The following is a 13,320-nucleotide window of genomic DNA, read 5'->3' on the forward strand; positions in this document are numbered from 1 at the left end:
CAGTGGAGCGGTCGGGGTGCTGGCCGTCATCCGCGAACGATCAACGCAGGCAATGGCCAGTACCCTATCGTGGAACAGCGGTACCAGTTACGTGGACTTGCGGTACCCGAAACGCTGATTTAACAGTCAGGTCACTGCGGCCGTTCCAGACCTGGAATCGGCAGTCCAGGACCTGGAACTTGAAGATCTGAAGCTGTTGGAGGTGCTGCTGAACCGGGCCAATAAATGGTGGAGGCGCGGATTATTGTGCATCGGGGATTCAGCTCATGCGATGAGTCCGGTTGGAGGCGTGGGGGTGAACTTGGCAGTGCAGGATGCGGTATGCGCCGCACGGCGGCTTGCTGTTCCGTTGGCAACGGGCAGGATTACCGATCGCGACGTGGCTGCAGTTCAGCGCCGACGAGAACTGCCGACGATGGTGGTGCAGTCGGTTCAGCGTATTCTGCACCGGGGCCTGGTACAGATCCTGGACAGTGACTCCGAGGTCGAACTGCCAAGCGCCATAGGATGGGTGCTGCGCAGAATTCCACAGTTGGCGAGGATTCCGGCGCGTCTGATCGGCGTTGGTCTGTTGCGCGAAAAACCGCCGGAGCCTGCGCTCGTTTCAGGACGACAGCAGACTTAAATGAGTGTGGGAGCCAGGATGAACTCCTGGCTCCCACACGGCTCAAGCTTTAGCGAGCCTGAATGTTGGTTGCCTGCAGGCCCTTCGGGCCCTGCTCAACGCTGTACTCTACGGTCTGGCCTTCTTCCAGCGAACGGAATCCGAAGCTCTGGATTGCGCTGTAGTGAGCGAAGACGTCGGCGGAGCCGTCAGCCGGAGCGATGAAGCCGAAGCCCTTTTCGGCGTTGAACCATTTCACAGTGCCAGTGGCCATGTTGTTTCCTTAGGTGTTTTGGCCACCAACGTGGCCGATGAAACCGTGCCGCGACCGCGACACGAAACTTGGGGATTATCCCTGGACTCGACCCCGGCAGATAGTGCATAGGGCACCAACATCGGTAATCGATTGCTGATCTTTGGACGAAGCAATGACCGCAGGGGAGCGCGTTTGAAAGCGAGGTTGCCGAATCTGATCTGGGTTCTGAAGTAGTCTGCCACCACGAAGTGAGAGGGTGCGGGCTGCGCGGAAATACCCTTGTTCAGGGAACTAGCAGGAGGTGGCCCGAAAGACAGTGGTGAAAAAGAGATTAAAGATTCGATTCAATTAAGGGTCCGAACATGTGTGGAACACGTTGGACTGAACTGCTGCTGTACCTGACCCGCGGTGTGCCCCGGGCCGAGTCGCATGTGCTTCGAAGCTGTCGAACAGTCTCGATGCACGGGATAACCATCCAAGCTTAGCAGTAATTGCTTCACAGATGTTATTCCGCAGTCCTCAAGGACCTTTCTTTGCGCGTTGTCAGCAGCGAACCCCCAAGCCAGCGCCTTACGCGACGCAGGCTGTGAAGTGCCTGACTGTAGCTGGAGAAGGGGATCCGCTGGCCTTCGCCCGCTGTTCGTCGCCCGGCGAACAGCGGGTGAGGGTCAACATGCTCAACCTGAGAGCTGGCCGCGCTCAATGAGTGCCTTTTCCGCGGCCTCCTGGATGAACGCAAAATTGATTGCGGCGCCCGCACTGACTCCGGCGGCGGCTGAAGCCAGGATCATGGCGCCCAGGTTGGCAACATTGCCTGCGGCATAAACGCCGGGAATATCAGTGGCGCCCATCTGGTCGGTGGCAATGTATTCGCCCATTGGATTCTGGGCCAAATGGCCGCCCAGCCTCAAGTAGAGTTCCGCATCTGCGTGCATACTGCTGGCCACCACCGCCGCATCTACGTCAAGAACCATCCCGTTGGACAACGTAATCCCATGCAGCGCGCCATCATCGTGGACGTCCAATGCCTGGACCGCCGAATCGACGACCTCAATGCCCAAGGCTTCCAGCGTGGTCCGCTGATCTTCAGCAAGTGTCGAGGGATCATGATTCAAGTAAGTGACGTGCTTGCTGAGCTGGGAGAAGAGCTGGGCCTGATGTGAGCTCATCACGCTGACACCCAGTATCGCGATCCGTTGTCCGCGCACTTCCCAGCCATGGCAGTACGGGCAATGCAGTACGCTCCTTCCCCAGCCCTGCCCAAGTCCCGGGATTTTTGGCAGAGTGTCCCGTAGCCCGGTGGCAAGGACGATGCGGCGGGCGCCAAAGTGTTCGGACTCGGTGCGTACCGTAAATCCCTGGTTCAGGGATCCTTCCAGGCCCGTGACCGCTAAGCCGCTCAGTTTCACTCCATAATTGATCGCTTGGTCTCGCGCCAGCTGCAGCACCTGCTGCGGTGAAGCGCCGTCGTGTCCGAGGATGTTGTGTGCTGCTGCCGATGTTGCATTGCGCGGTTCACCGGCGTCACAGACGAGCACCGAGCGTAGTGAGCGGGCCAGGGTTGAAGCGGCGGCCAAGCCGGCGGCTCCGCCGCCGATCACCACTACATCGAAATGTTCCATGGTTTGATCCGTTCTGTAGGTGGGGGAGCGGGACAATGCCACGCTAACCATTTTTTGCCCTCATCGGATATAGTTTTGCCTATGACGCAAGAAATGGATGTGGATTCTGTCGTCAGGCTTCGGATTCGGGGACTCCGCAAAGCCAAGGGGTGGTCCCTGGAGTCCTTGGCGACCCGGGCACAAATGAGCGTCTCGACCCTCAGCCGCCTGGAGACCGGCAATCGCCGCATGGCCCTTGATCAGTTGGTGCCGCTTGCCCAGGCCCTAGACACCACCCTTGATGAATTGGTGGCGCCCCCGGCGGAGCAGGACGCGCTCATTCGCCCCGAACCGGTCAGTGTTCCGGGCCTGACAACCTGGCGCTTGTCCGAACCCGACGGCCTGCACGGGTCCATGGTCGTCAAGATGCGCATCGACCCGCGAGAAGGCGGCAGTGAACCCGAACCACGCGTTCACCCGGGCAAGGACTGGTTCACGGTGCTGCGCGGCGAAGTGAAGCTGCGACTCGGCGAGCGCGTTTACCACGTCAAGGCGGGACAGGCCGCCCAGTTCGACACGATGACGCCGCATTCGTTTTGGGCGGTGGGCGGGGTGGCCGAGCTGCTGAGCATTCTTGACACCACTGGGCAGCAAATTCACTGCTCACATGGTGATGCCTAGCGCCGAAGCCGGTTCGGGTAGGGTGAGTTGCAGCACGTATCGGAACATTTCAATGAGGTAATGCGATGACTCATCAGGTCGGCGACGAGCTCGAACAAATCCTGGCTACCGGTGACTTCTACTATGAACCGCTGGGGGAGGGGCGATACCGCTCCACGATTCATGCCCAGGGCGCCTGGAATGAACATGAGCAGCATATGGCCCCGGCCACCGGTGTGCTGGTGCATGAAATGCTGAACTTCCAGCCCCGGGATGACATGCGACTGGCCCGGGTGAGCCTGGAGATCCACGGCCTGATCCACGCCGGTGAGTTCGAAATCAATACCCGCATGATTCGTCCTGGACGCACGATTGAGCTGATTGAAGCCGAGATGGTGACCAACGGGCGGACCAGCATCGTTGCCCGGGCCTGGCGCCTGGCTACCGGGGATTCCTCGGCAGTGGCCGGGAGCGAGGACGCGCGGGTGCCCGGCCCGCAGGAGTGCGAGCCCTACGACGCGGTATCCCAGTGGCCTGGCGGCTACATTCGTGGAGTTGAAATGCGTGCGGCGGCCGGGCACCGGCCGGGCAAGGGCATCGTCTGGCTGCGCAATCCGTTCAGCCTGGTGGACGGGGTCAGCTCCCCGGACATGGTGCGGCTGCTGGGAATGGTGGACACCGCCAACGGTGTGGCGCCACGATCCGAACCCGGCCCGAACAGCTGGATGTTCCCGAACGTGGACCTGCAGATCCACATGTACCGTGAACCGGTGGGCCAGTGGCTGGGGCTGCAGGCTCAGCAGAGCTACGGCGCCGACGGGATCGGGCTGACCTCCGCGGTCCTGCATGACGAGCAGGGCCCTTTCGGGCACAGCGAACAGATCCTCACGGTTCGCCCGCTTTAGCTGCGTGAGGGGTCCTGCGCCAGGTCGGCTAGCAGCTGCTTGATCGTGGGCTTGGGCAGCAGGGTGAATCCCTGGGCCCGGTAGGCCTCACGGTTGGCGCTGTGGGAGCGGTAAAGGGCGTAGCCGCGCTTGATGAGGAAACCCACCGGTTTTCGACGTTCGGAGACGTCGCGGACGAAGCGGCGCAGGGCGGTGACCAGGGCCGGCTCATCTACGTAGTAGGCCTGTACGTTTACCCCCATCTCCCGCAGCGGCTGCAGTAGTTCAGCCAGGAAGATCCCCTCGGCAACAATTGGTCCGGCCCCGGTGATCCGCAGGTACCCGCTGTAGCTGGAGGTGGCGATCGAATAGTCCGGCACGTTCGTTGACCCGGTTTCCAGCAGCTCGCCGATCGCCTCCAGTGCCGCTGCGCGGTTCCAGGTTCCCGGATGGTCCCAGTCGATTTCGCCGTACTGGGTGCGGGGGAAGATTTCCGGTTGGCCGTCTTCGCTGATCTGGCGGTAGAAGGAATCCAGGGGCAGGTGCGGCCTGCCGTAGCGGGAAGCCAGATAGGACTTGCCCGAGCCGGAGGCTCCGCCAATAAGTATCACCGGGGTTGTTGAAAGAGGCACGCTGACCATTATCGCGCAGAACCGTACCGACCGGTAAACGATGCGGTCCTGGTCGGGGCATTCCTTGTCACCTCCGGATCGGTGGTGCGGGCTGGCAGTAGAATCGACATCATGGGTTTAGCTAGCGAAGGTCAGCCGGCACGGCTGCGTGTGCTCATCGAGGAACCGAGCGGGGATCCGGCTGCGGACCTGGAGCGCGGGGTGCAGCTGCTGCGTGAGGTGCGCGCCGGTCAGATGCCCGCACTGCTGCGCATCTACCGCCCCGATCCGACCCTGGCCTTCGGGCAGCGTGATGTCCGGCTCGAGGCTATCAGGCGGCCGTGGAAGCGGCGCAACGTCATGGGTTCACGCCCGTGGTGCGCCAGGCCGGTGGGCGGGCGGCGGCCTACCACCGCGGCACACTGATTGTGGATCACATTGAGGCCGAAGCCGAGGCAATGATGGGACACCAGGCCCGGTTCACCGATTTCGGGGAACTGTATGCCAGGGCGCTGCAGCGGCTGGGAGTCCAGGCGCGAATGGGGGAACTGGCTGGCGAATACTGTGCCGGAGAGCACTCCGTGCACGGGGTGCCCGGCCCAGGCGCACGAGTCGGCGCCCCGGTGAAACTCATCGGAACGGCCCAACGGGTGGTGGCCGGGGCGTGGCTTTTTTCATCGGTCTTCGTCATCAGCGAATCGGCTCCCATCCGTGCCGTGCTCGACGAGGTCTACCAGCGGATGCAGATCCCCATGGATCCATCGACCATTGGGGCGGCTGATGACCTGGTTCCCGGGCTCAGCGTCGAGGACTTTACCCGAGCTCTACTAAAGGAGTACTCCACCAGATACCAGTTGGACCAAGTGGGGGAGAAGACACTTAGTTAGCAACGCCGACCCGGGGTCAGCCAGCTACGGTCGGATAGCGCAATGCCCAGCAGGCCGCGGTGCGGGCTGCTGGGCATTGCGCTAAGTTCTCTGATCAATCACCGACGCCGTTAGGCGCGTTCCAGGACCTCTTCGATGCGCGGATTGGTGGCTGCGCTGCCGTCGGAGAACACCAGTGTCGGCACGGTCTGGTTGCCGCCGTTGAAGGACTCGACGATCTGGGCGGTGCCTTCCACCTCTTCGATGTTCACCTCGGTGTACTTCACACCCTTCTGGTCCATCATGCGCTTGAGGTTGCGGCAGTAACCGCACCAGCTGGTGGTGAACATGGTTACCGACCCGGATTCCGGGATGTACTGGTCATAATTTACTGGGTTGCTCATACCTCATTGAACCATTTTGCTGGCAGACTTGTTCCCATGTGCGGAAGATACGTCATGGCCAAGGCCATCGGGGATCTGGTGGCCGAAGCGGAAGCCGAAGCGGATGCGAACCTGGAATTGCGCCAGTCCTGGAATGTTGCGCCGACCACCGATGTGCCGATCGTCCTGGAGCGGCTGATCGACGGGCAGTTGCATCGCCAAGTCCATGTGGCCCGGTGGGGCCTGGTTCCCGGCTGGGCCAAGGACCTGTCGGTCGGGGTGCGGGCCTTCAACGCCCGCAGCGAGACCGCCGAAAGCAAGCCGACCTTTCGGGCCGCGGTGAAGAAACGCCGGGCCGCGGTGCCCGTGGAAGGCTACTACGAGTGGAAGAAGGAGCCCGGGGGCAAGAAACGTCCCTACTTCGTGCACACCGGGGACGGAAGCCTGATCTTCTTTGCCGGCCTCTACGAGTGGTGGAAGGACGAGGACGGCAGCTGGATCCTGTCCACCTCCATCCTCACCATGGAATCGCCCCAGGAATCGGAGCCCGGGGTGCTGGGGGAACTGGCTGGCCTGCACGACCGCCTGCCGATTCCCATGGACAAGGACATGATGGCCCGGTGGCTGGCCCCCATGGACGAGGACGGGGCGGGGCTGATTGAGCAGCTGCGTGAGCAGGCCTTCGACGTTGCCTCCCAGTGGGCCATGCATGAGGTGGACTCCGCCGTGGGCAACGTCCGCAACAACTCACCGGAACTGGTCGAACCCCATACCTCCCAGCTGTTCTAGCCCGTTCCGGCCCGGCGGGCGCCCGAGGCAGCGGCCGTGGCTAGCGCCGGCGCCGGCCCAGCCGGATGCCCAGTCCCAGGAAGAACGCCGCCACCCCGGCAAAGAGCAGCACCAGGGCGGCCACCGCCATCGGCGTGGGGCCGGGAAAATAGGTGGTCTCGCTCAGCGGCGCGTAGGCGAACCAGCCGAATTCGCGCAGCTGGCGGGCATCCCACCACTTCATGACCAGCCCGGCGATCAGGCACAGGACTCCGCTCAGCATCAGGATGGCGGCCCCGCGAGGCCGCGGTTTCGTACCGGGAAGGTTCGTTGACATGTTGTCATTATGACCGGGTCCCGCGCACTTTCAGCGCCGGGCGCGCGGGCCGGACCCACTGGGGAGTCACCAAAGCAAAAACCTGCCGTCGGGCGATGGCGGGTCAGCCATGGCGCGACGGCAGGTTTAGCGCGGAAGGTTGCCCCAGGACCTAGTGGCCGCGGGCGATCCACTCATCCAGGTTCGGGGCCTCGGCCGCGATGCTGGTGCTCGGCCCGTGCCCGGTGTAGACCACGGTCTTCTCCGGCAGGTTCAGCAGGCGTTCGCGGATCGATTCGATGATCGTCTCGAAGCTCGAGTAGCTGCGCCCGGTGGCGCCAGGGCCCCCGCTGAACAGGGTGTCACCACTGAACACCACATCCAGCTCCGGCACGTGGAAGCACGTGGAGCCCGGCGAGTGCCCGGGGGTATGCATCGCATGCAGGGTGACCCCGGCGATGGAGAACTGGTCCCCGTCCTTGATCTCCGCGTCTGGCTTGCGCTCCGGGTAGACCGCGTCCCAGAGCATCGAGTCCTCCGGGTTCAGGTACAGCGGGGCGCCGACCTTGTCGGCGAACTCCCCGGCGGCGCGGATGTGGTCATCGTGGCCGTGGGTGAGCAGCACCGCCTTGACCTTGCGCTCGCCCAGGGCGGTGAGGATCTTCTCCGGCTCGTGGGCCGGGTCGATGACCAGCACCTCCTTGGCGTCGCCGATGATCCAGACGTTGTTGTCCACATCCCAGGTTCCGCCATCGAGGCTGAAGGTCCCCGAGGTGATCACGTTTTCAATCTGTGCGTTCATTAGAGTTCCACCACCGATCGCAGCACGGTTCCTTCGTGCATCTTGTCAAAGGCCGCCTCAATCTCGTCCAGCTTGATGCGTTCGGAGACAAAGGTGTCCAAGTCCAGGCGGCCGAGCTTGTACTGGTCCACCAGCATCGGGAAGTCCCGGCTGGGCAGGCAGTCCCCGTACCAGGAGCTCTTCAGCGCCCCGCCGCGGCCGAACACGTCCAGCAGCGGCAGCTCCAGGGTCATCTCCGGGGTCGGCACGCCCACCAGTACCACGCGTCCGGCCAGGTCGCGGGCGTAGAAGGCCTGCTTGTAGGTTTCGGGCCGGCCCACCGCGTCGATGACCACATCGGCGCCGAAGCCCCCGGTCAGTTCCTGGATCGCCTGCACGGCGTCCTGCTTGCTGGAGTCCACGGTGTGGGTGGCACCCAGCTTCTGAGCGGTCTTGAGCTTGTCCGGGTTGACGTCCACCGCGATGATGGTGGTCGCCCCGGCCAGCTGGGCGCCGGCGATGGCCGCGGCTCCCACCCCGCCGCAGCCGATCACGGCCACGGACTCACCGCGCTTGACCTCACCGGTGTTGATGGCCGCGCCAATGCCGGCCATGACCCCGCAGCCGAGCAGGCCCACCGCGGCGGCGTCGGCATCCTCGTCGACCTTGGTGCACTGCCCGGCAGCCACCAGGGTCTTCTCGGCGAACGAGCCGATGCCCAGCGCGGCGCTCAGCTCGGTGCCGTCCTCCAGGGTCATCTTCTGGGTGGCGTTGTGGGTGTTGAAGCAGTATTGCGGTTCGCCCTTTTCGCAGGCGCGGCACTGGCCGCACACCGCGCGCCAGTTCAGGATGACCCGGTCGCCAACCTTGACGTTGGTGACGTTCTGCCCGATCTGGGAAACCACCGCAGTGGATTCGTGACCCAGCAGGTACGGGTAATCGTCGCCAATCCCGCCCAACTTGTAGTGCAGGTCGGTGTGGCACACCCCGGTGGTCAGAACGTCGACGACGACTTCACCGGGCCCCGGATCCGGGACGATGATGTCCACGACCTCGACAGGGGCATCCTTGACGCGGGAAATAACGGCTTTAACCTTATGAGGCATGTGTTTTGGTCCCCTTAGATTGAAAAGTTGCAGGTCTTCTCGATGCTATCGGTCGCGCGCCCGGGTTTCTAGGATGTGTCCATTGCGCCCAGGTTTGCCGCGTCCCGGCGTGGAGTGCCGCGAGAGCTGCGGTGTGCTTGTCCGTTCAGGGCGTAAGAGTGTTACGACCGCGCGCAGGGTTAGGGCAATTGCTCGATCCAGCCGCGGATCCTTTGCAGTTCGCCCTGCTCCAGCAACAGCACAACCTGCATCCCGCTGCCGGTGGGCTGAAGCAGCGCCGCCTGGCCCTCGCCCAGGCCCGCTAGAGCAGCGGCGGCCGGGGAACCATTGCCCGCCGCCTTGGTGGTCGCCAGATAGAGCTCCGCCGGGCTGTTGTTCCAGGACTCGAGGATGGCGCTGCGTTCGGTGAAGAAGCTGCGCGCCTCATCCAAGTGGAACCAGCCGGTGAGACTCTGGGTGCTCAGCTCCACGACGGTGATGGGGGTGCGTTTCCTCACCCCGCCCAGCTGCCCGGTGGCGCGCAGCGTGTAGCCGCTGCCATGCAGGGGTTCACCCTGGGCCAGTAGCTGCTGCTGTTGCTCCTCAGCCGCGGTGCGGCTCTTGCGTCCAAATAATCCCATGGGGGCCTTTCGAATGTTCTGCTCCAGGCGGCGAGCCCGCCGCGGTCTCAGCATGACTCTACAGTTCCTGTTTGCGGGCCAGCATCGGCGGCCGACCCAAACTGTCCGGGGCGCTGACTACTGTCGCTACTGATCGAACACGTGTTCGAATACAATTGATGGAGCAGCAGTTAGGAGTCAACCGTGGGCATGTTCACCGAGGCGATCGAGGTTGCGTGCACTCCGGCCGGGGTGCCGTTGCGGGTGCGCTGGAAGGGGCATGAGTATCGCCTGGTGGCCGAACCGCACCGCTGGTTCGAGCGCCGCAAGTGGTGGGACGAGGGTATGCGCGTTCCGCGCGGCACCGGCGCCGGGGTGGTTGACTACGAGATTTGGCGGCTGCAGATCGCCCTGGGCTCCTCCCGCAGCCAGGGGCGGACCATCGATGTCAGCTTTGACCCGCAATCGGCGCGCTGGCGATTGATCCGGGTGCACCAGGAGCTGCCGCTGAGCGCGTAGCGCTTAGGGGTGGTGGCGCCTTCGGGAGGGGCGGCTGAGTAGGGCGTGTGCCAACCGTTCGAAACTTTGTTCTAATAGGGGTCTGGAAAGTTTTGAAGGAATGCCCGCCCATGAGTTTCACCCACCTGAACGTCGTCTCGGCCTACAGCGCCCACTACGGGGTCGACACCCCGGTGCTGCTGGCCGCCCAGGCCAAGGCCGATGGTGCCTGGGCGTTGGGGTTGTGCGACCGGGACGGGCTCTATGGCGCGGTGAAGCACGTAGGTGCCTGCCTGGAGCACGGGCTGAGGCCGATCCTGGGGGTCAACCTGGCGGTTCTTGACCGGCAGGGACGCGCCGGTGGACGCATTCTGCTGCTGGCGCGGGGCAACAGCCGGGGCGCCGGGTACGCGGCCCTGTGCCGGGCGGTCAGCGCCGCGCACACCCACCGCAAGAGCGTGGGACTGAACCGCACCCAGCTGCGCGAGCACCTGGCCGGCGGCAACCTGATGGTGCTGCTGGGCGCCGAATCCGAGGTGGGCAAGGCCATCGAGGCCCGCAACTACACCGCCGCCCGCCAGCTGCTGGCCCAGTGGCGGAAACTGGCCGGCAGGCTGCTGCGCGTGGAGGTCACCACCCACCTCTCGGCCGAGGGGCAGCGCTACTGCCTGGGCCATGCCAGCAAGCTGGTGCGCCTGGCCGGGGAGCTGGGCATCACCCCGGTGCTGAGCAATGCCGTGCGCTATGCCGGCCCGGACGGGGCGGTCACCGCCGACATCCTGGATTCGGCCCGGGTGCTGCACAGCCTGGATGCGCTTGATGAGCTGCAGCCCACCGGGCAGGGCTGGCTGAAAACCCCGCAGGAGATGCACCGCCTGGCCGGGGACATCGCCCGGGCCACCGAGCGCGGCTGGGCTTCCCGGCTGCTGCACGCCACCGAGCAGGTGGCCGCCTGGGCCGCCCTGGATCCCGGCCAGGACCTGGGATGGAAGCGGCCGGTGATCCCCGAGCACCGGATCATCGGGATCACCGGGGACGCCCAGCACCAGCTGCGCCAGCGGGTGCACGCCGCGGTGCCCCGGATGCTGCCGCACACCGATCAAGGGGTCATCGAGTCCCGGCTGGAATTGGAGCTGGGGGTGATCTCCCGGCTGGGGTTCGCCGGCTACTTCCTGACCGTCGCCGAGACCGTGCGGCTGATCACCGACATGGGGGTGCGGGTCTCGGCCCGCGGCTCCGGGGCCTCCTCGCTGGTGAACTTCCTGCTGGGCATCAGCCACGTCAACCCGCTGCAGCACGACCTGGTCTTTGAGCGCTTCCTCTCCGATACCCGCACCACCCTGCCCGATATCGACATCGACGTGGAATCCGCGCGCCGCCACGAGATCTACCACAAGATCTTTGACACCTTCGGCGCCGAACGGGTGAGCCTGATGAGCATGCAAAACGCCTACCGCGCCCGCGGTGCGGTGCGTGATGCCGGGGCGGCGCTGGGCATTGAGCAGGAGCAGGTCGATGAGATCGCCAAGCAGCTGTGGCGCTTTTCCGCCTCCTCCTTCCGCGAGGCGCTGGCCGAGAAACCCGAACTGGCGGCCCTGGCCGGGCGAATCAGCGGCAACCGGCAGCTGGACCAGCTGGTGGACGCCACCGAACGGCTGGACAGGCTGCCACGGCACATTTCCATGCACCCGTGCGGGGTGATCCTCTCCGATGCCACGCTGCTGGAACGCACCGCCGTGCAGCCCTCGGGCATCGGGCTGCCGATGAGCCAGTTCGACAAGCACGACATGGATTTGATGGGGCTGATCAAGCTCGACGTGCTCGGGGTGCGCATGCAGTCGGCGATCGCCTACACCCTGGAGGAGATCAAGCGCCTGCACCCCAACCGGCAGGCCGTGGCCCGCGCCGGCGGACACCGGAACGAGGAGTACATCCAGCAGGACGGGCACATCGACTTCACCAAGGTGCCCCTGGATGATGAGATCACCTTCGAGCTGATCCGCTCCACCCACACCCTGGGCTGCTTCCAGATCGAATCCCCGGGCCAGCGCGAACTGATCGGCAAGCTGGCCCCGCGCGAATTCAACGACCTGATCATCGACATCTCGCTCTTCCGGCCCGGGCCGATGCAGTCGAACATGGTCAAGCCCTACCTGGAGCACCGCCACGGCTTCGCCCCGGCCCAGTACCTGCACCCGGACCTGGTGCCGGCGCTGGCCGAAACCCACGGGGTGACCGTCTTCCACGAACAGGTGCTGCGCATCCTGAACGTGATGACCGGCTGCGACCTGGGGATGGCCGACGTCTACCGCCGCCACCTGGGCAACCCGCAGCGCGAACCGGAGGTCGAACGCTTCTTCCGCACCGCGGCCACCCAGCGCGGCTACGGCCAGCAGACCATCGACGAGGTGTGGGCGGTGCTGGCCGGGTTCGGCTCCTTCGGCTTCTGCAAGGCGCACGGGGCCGCGTTCGCGGTGCCCACCTACCATTCGGCCTGGCTGAAGGCGCATCACCCCGAGGCGTTCCTGGCCGGCATCTGGGAACACGACCCGGGCATGTACCCCAAGCGGCTGCTGGTCTCCGAGGCCCGGCGGATGAACATCCCGATCCTGCCGCTGGACGTGAACCGCTCCACCGGGCACTACCGGGTCGAACGCATCTACGACGGGGGTGCGCGCACCGCCCCGGTGGTTCCGCGCGCCGCCGGCACGGTGCGCCCCGGACAGTACGGGGTGCGCCTGGCCTTCCGCGACATCCACCAGATGAGCGAACGCGAGGTGCAGCGCCTGGTCGCCGGCCAGCCCTACGAGTCGCTGGCCGATGTGCGCCACCGGGCCGGGCTTTCCCGGCGCACCTACCAGAACCTGGCCGCGCTGGGGGTGTTCGACTCCCTGCTGGCCGGCACCACCCGGGCCGACACCATCGCCCACACCCAGTCCATGGCGCACAGCACCCTGCCGGCCAAGTACCGTCCCGGCCCCGGGCAGCTGGCCCTGCCGCTGGGGGAGCTGGAGCCGATCCGCGCCACCGGCACCGAGCTGAGCCCCAGCCAGAAGGTGCGCACCGAACTGGACCTGATGCACCTGGACGTGAGCGAACACCTCATCGACTCCTACAACCAGGCCCTGGCCCACCTGCCGATGACCCGGGCGGTGGAGCTGCTGGAGCTGCGCAACGGGTCGGAGGTGCTGGTCGCCGGGGTGCGCGTGGCCACCCAGACCCCGCCGATGCGCGGGGGCAAGCGGGTGGTGTTCATCTCGGTGGACGACGGCACCGGCTGCATCGACGCGACCTTCTTCGACGACGTGCAGCAGCGCACCGGCCCGCTGCTGTTCAACACCCGGATGCTGCTGATCCACGGCACCACCCGGCGCACCGGCCCGCGCG

Annotated in this window: 16 protein-coding genes; 8 read left to right on the forward strand and 8 right to left on the reverse strand. The window is 65.0% G+C overall.

Annotated elements, in window-relative coordinates; genetic code table 11:
• Nucleotides 1-172: 172 nt before the first annotated feature.
• The gene (locus RCJ92_RS11690) at nt 173-625 is read left to right on the forward strand and encodes an FAD-dependent monooxygenase (RefSeq protein WP_446754657.1); all 453 of its coding nucleotides are present in this window, start codon (nt 173-175) and stop codon (nt 623-625) included.
• A gap of 49 nt (nt 626-674) precedes the next feature.
• Here the strand turns inward: RCJ92_RS11690 and RCJ92_RS11695 are convergent, their stop codons facing one another.
• Together RCJ92_RS11695 and RCJ92_RS11700 are read right to left on the reverse strand one after the other, a co-directional pair.
• Nucleotides 675-878, reverse strand: a complete 204-nt coding sequence (locus RCJ92_RS11695) for a cold-shock protein (protein WP_138926284.1) — start codon at nt 876-878, stop codon at nt 675-677.
• A gap of 659 nt (nt 879-1,537) precedes the next feature.
• On the reverse strand, nt 1,538-2,482 hold the full coding sequence (locus RCJ92_RS11700) for an NAD(P)/FAD-dependent oxidoreductase (protein ID WP_446754652.1): 945 nt from the start codon (nt 2,480-2,482) through the stop codon (nt 1,538-1,540).
• A gap of 81 nt (nt 2,483-2,563) precedes the next feature.
• Here RCJ92_RS11700 and RCJ92_RS11705 point away from each other — a divergent pair, with 81 nt between their 5' ends.
• Nucleotides 2,564-3,142, forward strand: a complete 579-nt coding sequence (locus tag RCJ92_RS11705) for a helix-turn-helix domain-containing protein (RefSeq protein WP_138174198.1) — start codon at nt 2,564-2,566, stop codon at nt 3,140-3,142.
• 65 nt (nt 3,143-3,207) lie between these two features.
• The gene (locus tag RCJ92_RS11710; protein WP_446754653.1) at nt 3,208-4,026 is read left to right on the forward strand and encodes a thioesterase family protein; all 819 of its coding nucleotides are present in this window, start codon (nt 3,208-3,210) and stop codon (nt 4,024-4,026) included.
• Here RCJ92_RS11710 and RCJ92_RS11715 read toward each other — a convergent pair.
• The gene (locus RCJ92_RS11715; protein ID WP_138174194.1) at nt 4,023-4,646 is read right to left on the reverse strand and encodes a uridine kinase family protein; all 624 of its coding nucleotides are present in this window, start codon (nt 4,644-4,646) and stop codon (nt 4,023-4,025) included. The two genes, RCJ92_RS11710 and RCJ92_RS11715, sit on opposite strands and share 4 nt — an antisense overlap.
• Before the next feature lie 102 nt (nt 4,647-4,748).
• Between RCJ92_RS11715 and RCJ92_RS11720 the strand changes: the two genes are divergently transcribed.
• Both RCJ92_RS11720 and RCJ92_RS11725 read left to right on the forward strand, forming a co-directional pair.
• Nucleotides 4,749-5,042, forward strand: coding sequence for a hypothetical protein (locus RCJ92_RS11720; protein ID WP_446754654.1), 294 nt, complete (start codon nt 4,749-4,751; stop codon nt 5,040-5,042).
• Nucleotides 4,994-5,503, forward strand: a complete 510-nt coding sequence (locus RCJ92_RS11725) for a hypothetical protein (protein ID WP_446754658.1) — start codon at nt 4,994-4,996, stop codon at nt 5,501-5,503. The genes RCJ92_RS11720 and RCJ92_RS11725 overlap by 49 nt, the downstream gene beginning before the upstream one ends.
• Before the next feature lie 110 nt (nt 5,504-5,613).
• Here RCJ92_RS11725 and RCJ92_RS11730 read toward each other — a convergent pair whose 3' ends face one another.
• The gene (locus RCJ92_RS11730; RefSeq protein WP_138174192.1) at nt 5,614-5,886 is read right to left on the reverse strand and encodes a mycoredoxin; all 273 of its coding nucleotides are present in this window, start codon (nt 5,884-5,886) and stop codon (nt 5,614-5,616) included.
• 36 nt (nt 5,887-5,922) lie between these two features.
• On the opposite strand from RCJ92_RS11730, the gene RCJ92_RS11735 reads away from it, so the two are divergent.
• The gene (locus tag RCJ92_RS11735) at nt 5,923-6,654 is read left to right on the forward strand and encodes an SOS response-associated peptidase (RefSeq protein WP_396276698.1); all 732 of its coding nucleotides are present in this window, start codon (nt 5,923-5,925) and stop codon (nt 6,652-6,654) included.
• Nucleotides 6,655-6,694: 40 nt separating this feature from the next.
• On the opposite strand, the gene RCJ92_RS11740 is transcribed toward RCJ92_RS11735, so the two are convergent.
• The 4 genes from RCJ92_RS11740 to RCJ92_RS11755 all read right to left on the reverse strand — a co-directional run bounded on the left by RCJ92_RS11740 (nt 6,695) and on the right by RCJ92_RS11755 (nt 9,456).
• Nucleotides 6,695-6,970: a hypothetical protein gene (locus tag RCJ92_RS11740; RefSeq protein WP_360028881.1), complete on the reverse strand. Its 276-nt coding sequence runs from the start codon at nt 6,968-6,970 to the stop codon at nt 6,695-6,697.
• 151 nt (nt 6,971-7,121) lie between these two features.
• A complete protein-coding gene (locus RCJ92_RS11745; protein ID WP_138174182.1) occupies nt 7,122-7,751 on the reverse strand; it encodes an MBL fold metallo-hydrolase in 630 nt (209 codons plus the stop codon).
• Entirely contained in the window at nt 7,751-8,836 is a 1,086-nt protein-coding gene (locus RCJ92_RS11750) for an S-(hydroxymethyl)mycothiol dehydrogenase (protein ID WP_138174180.1), read from the reverse strand. The genes RCJ92_RS11745 and RCJ92_RS11750 overlap by 1 nt, the downstream gene beginning before the upstream one ends.
• A 179-nt stretch (nt 8,837-9,015) precedes the next feature.
• Nucleotides 9,016-9,456 carry a hypothetical protein gene (locus tag RCJ92_RS11755; protein WP_446754655.1) on the reverse strand — a complete coding sequence of 147 codons (441 nt, stop codon included), beginning with the start codon at nt 9,454-9,456 and terminating at the stop codon, nt 9,016-9,018.
• A gap of 189 nt (nt 9,457-9,645) precedes the next feature.
• Between RCJ92_RS11755 and RCJ92_RS11760 the strand changes: the two genes are divergently transcribed.
• Nucleotides 9,646-9,954: a DUF6504 family protein gene (locus tag RCJ92_RS11760; protein ID WP_246049871.1), complete on the forward strand. Its 309-nt coding sequence runs from the start codon at nt 9,646-9,648 to the stop codon at nt 9,952-9,954.
• A gap of 110 nt (nt 9,955-10,064) precedes the next feature.
• Nucleotides 10,065-13,320: DNA polymerase III subunit alpha (locus RCJ92_RS11765; protein WP_446754656.1), on the forward strand; the 3,256-nt coding region annotated here is incomplete at its 3' end.

The sequence above is a fragment of the Glutamicibacter sp. BSL13 genome, from assembly GCF_052928425.1.

What these genes read in the sequence shown, in the direction of transcription:
- RCJ92_RS11695 (WP_138926284.1), bottom strand. Translation starts at nt 878, where the DNA reads ATGGCCACTGGCACTGTGAAATGGTTCAACGCCGAAAAGGGCTTCGGC.
- RCJ92_RS11700 (WP_446754652.1), bottom strand. Translation starts at nt 2,482, where the DNA reads ATGGAACATTTCGATGTAGTGGTGATCGGCGGCGGAGCCGCCGGCTTG.
- RCJ92_RS11705 (WP_138174198.1), top strand. Translation starts at nt 2,564, where the DNA reads ATGACGCAAGAAATGGATGTGGATTCTGTCGTCAGGCTTCGGATTCGG.
- RCJ92_RS11710 (WP_446754653.1), top strand. Translation starts at nt 3,208, where the DNA reads ATGACTCATCAGGTCGGCGACGAGCTCGAACAAATCCTGGCTACCGGT.
- RCJ92_RS11715 (WP_138174194.1), bottom strand. Translation starts at nt 4,646, where the DNA reads ATGGTCAGCGTGCCTCTTTCAACAACCCCGGTGATACTTATTGGCGGA.
- RCJ92_RS11720 (WP_446754654.1), top strand. Translation starts at nt 4,749, where the DNA reads ATGGGTTTAGCTAGCGAAGGTCAGCCGGCACGGCTGCGTGTGCTCATC.
- RCJ92_RS11730 (WP_138174192.1), bottom strand. Translation starts at nt 5,886, where the DNA reads ATGAGCAACCCAGTAAATTATGACCAGTACATCCCGGAATCCGGGTCG.
- RCJ92_RS11735 (WP_396276698.1), top strand. Translation starts at nt 5,923, where the DNA reads ATGTGCGGAAGATACGTCATGGCCAAGGCCATCGGGGATCTGGTGGCC.
- RCJ92_RS11740 (WP_360028881.1), bottom strand. Translation starts at nt 6,970, where the DNA reads ATGTCAACGAACCTTCCCGGTACGAAACCGCGGCCTCGCGGGGCCGCC.
- RCJ92_RS11745 (WP_138174182.1), bottom strand. Translation starts at nt 7,751, where the DNA reads ATGAACGCACAGATTGAAAACGTGATCACCTCGGGGACCTTCAGCCTC.
- RCJ92_RS11750 (WP_138174180.1), bottom strand. Translation starts at nt 8,836, where the DNA reads ATGCCTCATAAGGTTAAAGCCGTTATTTCCCGCGTCAAGGATGCCCCT.
- RCJ92_RS11755 (WP_446754655.1), bottom strand. Translation starts at nt 9,456, where the DNA reads ATGGGATTATTTGGACGCAAGAGCCGCACCGCGGCTGAGGAGCAACAG.
- RCJ92_RS11760 (WP_246049871.1), top strand. Translation starts at nt 9,646, where the DNA reads ATGTTCACCGAGGCGATCGAGGTTGCGTGCACTCCGGCCGGGGTGCCG.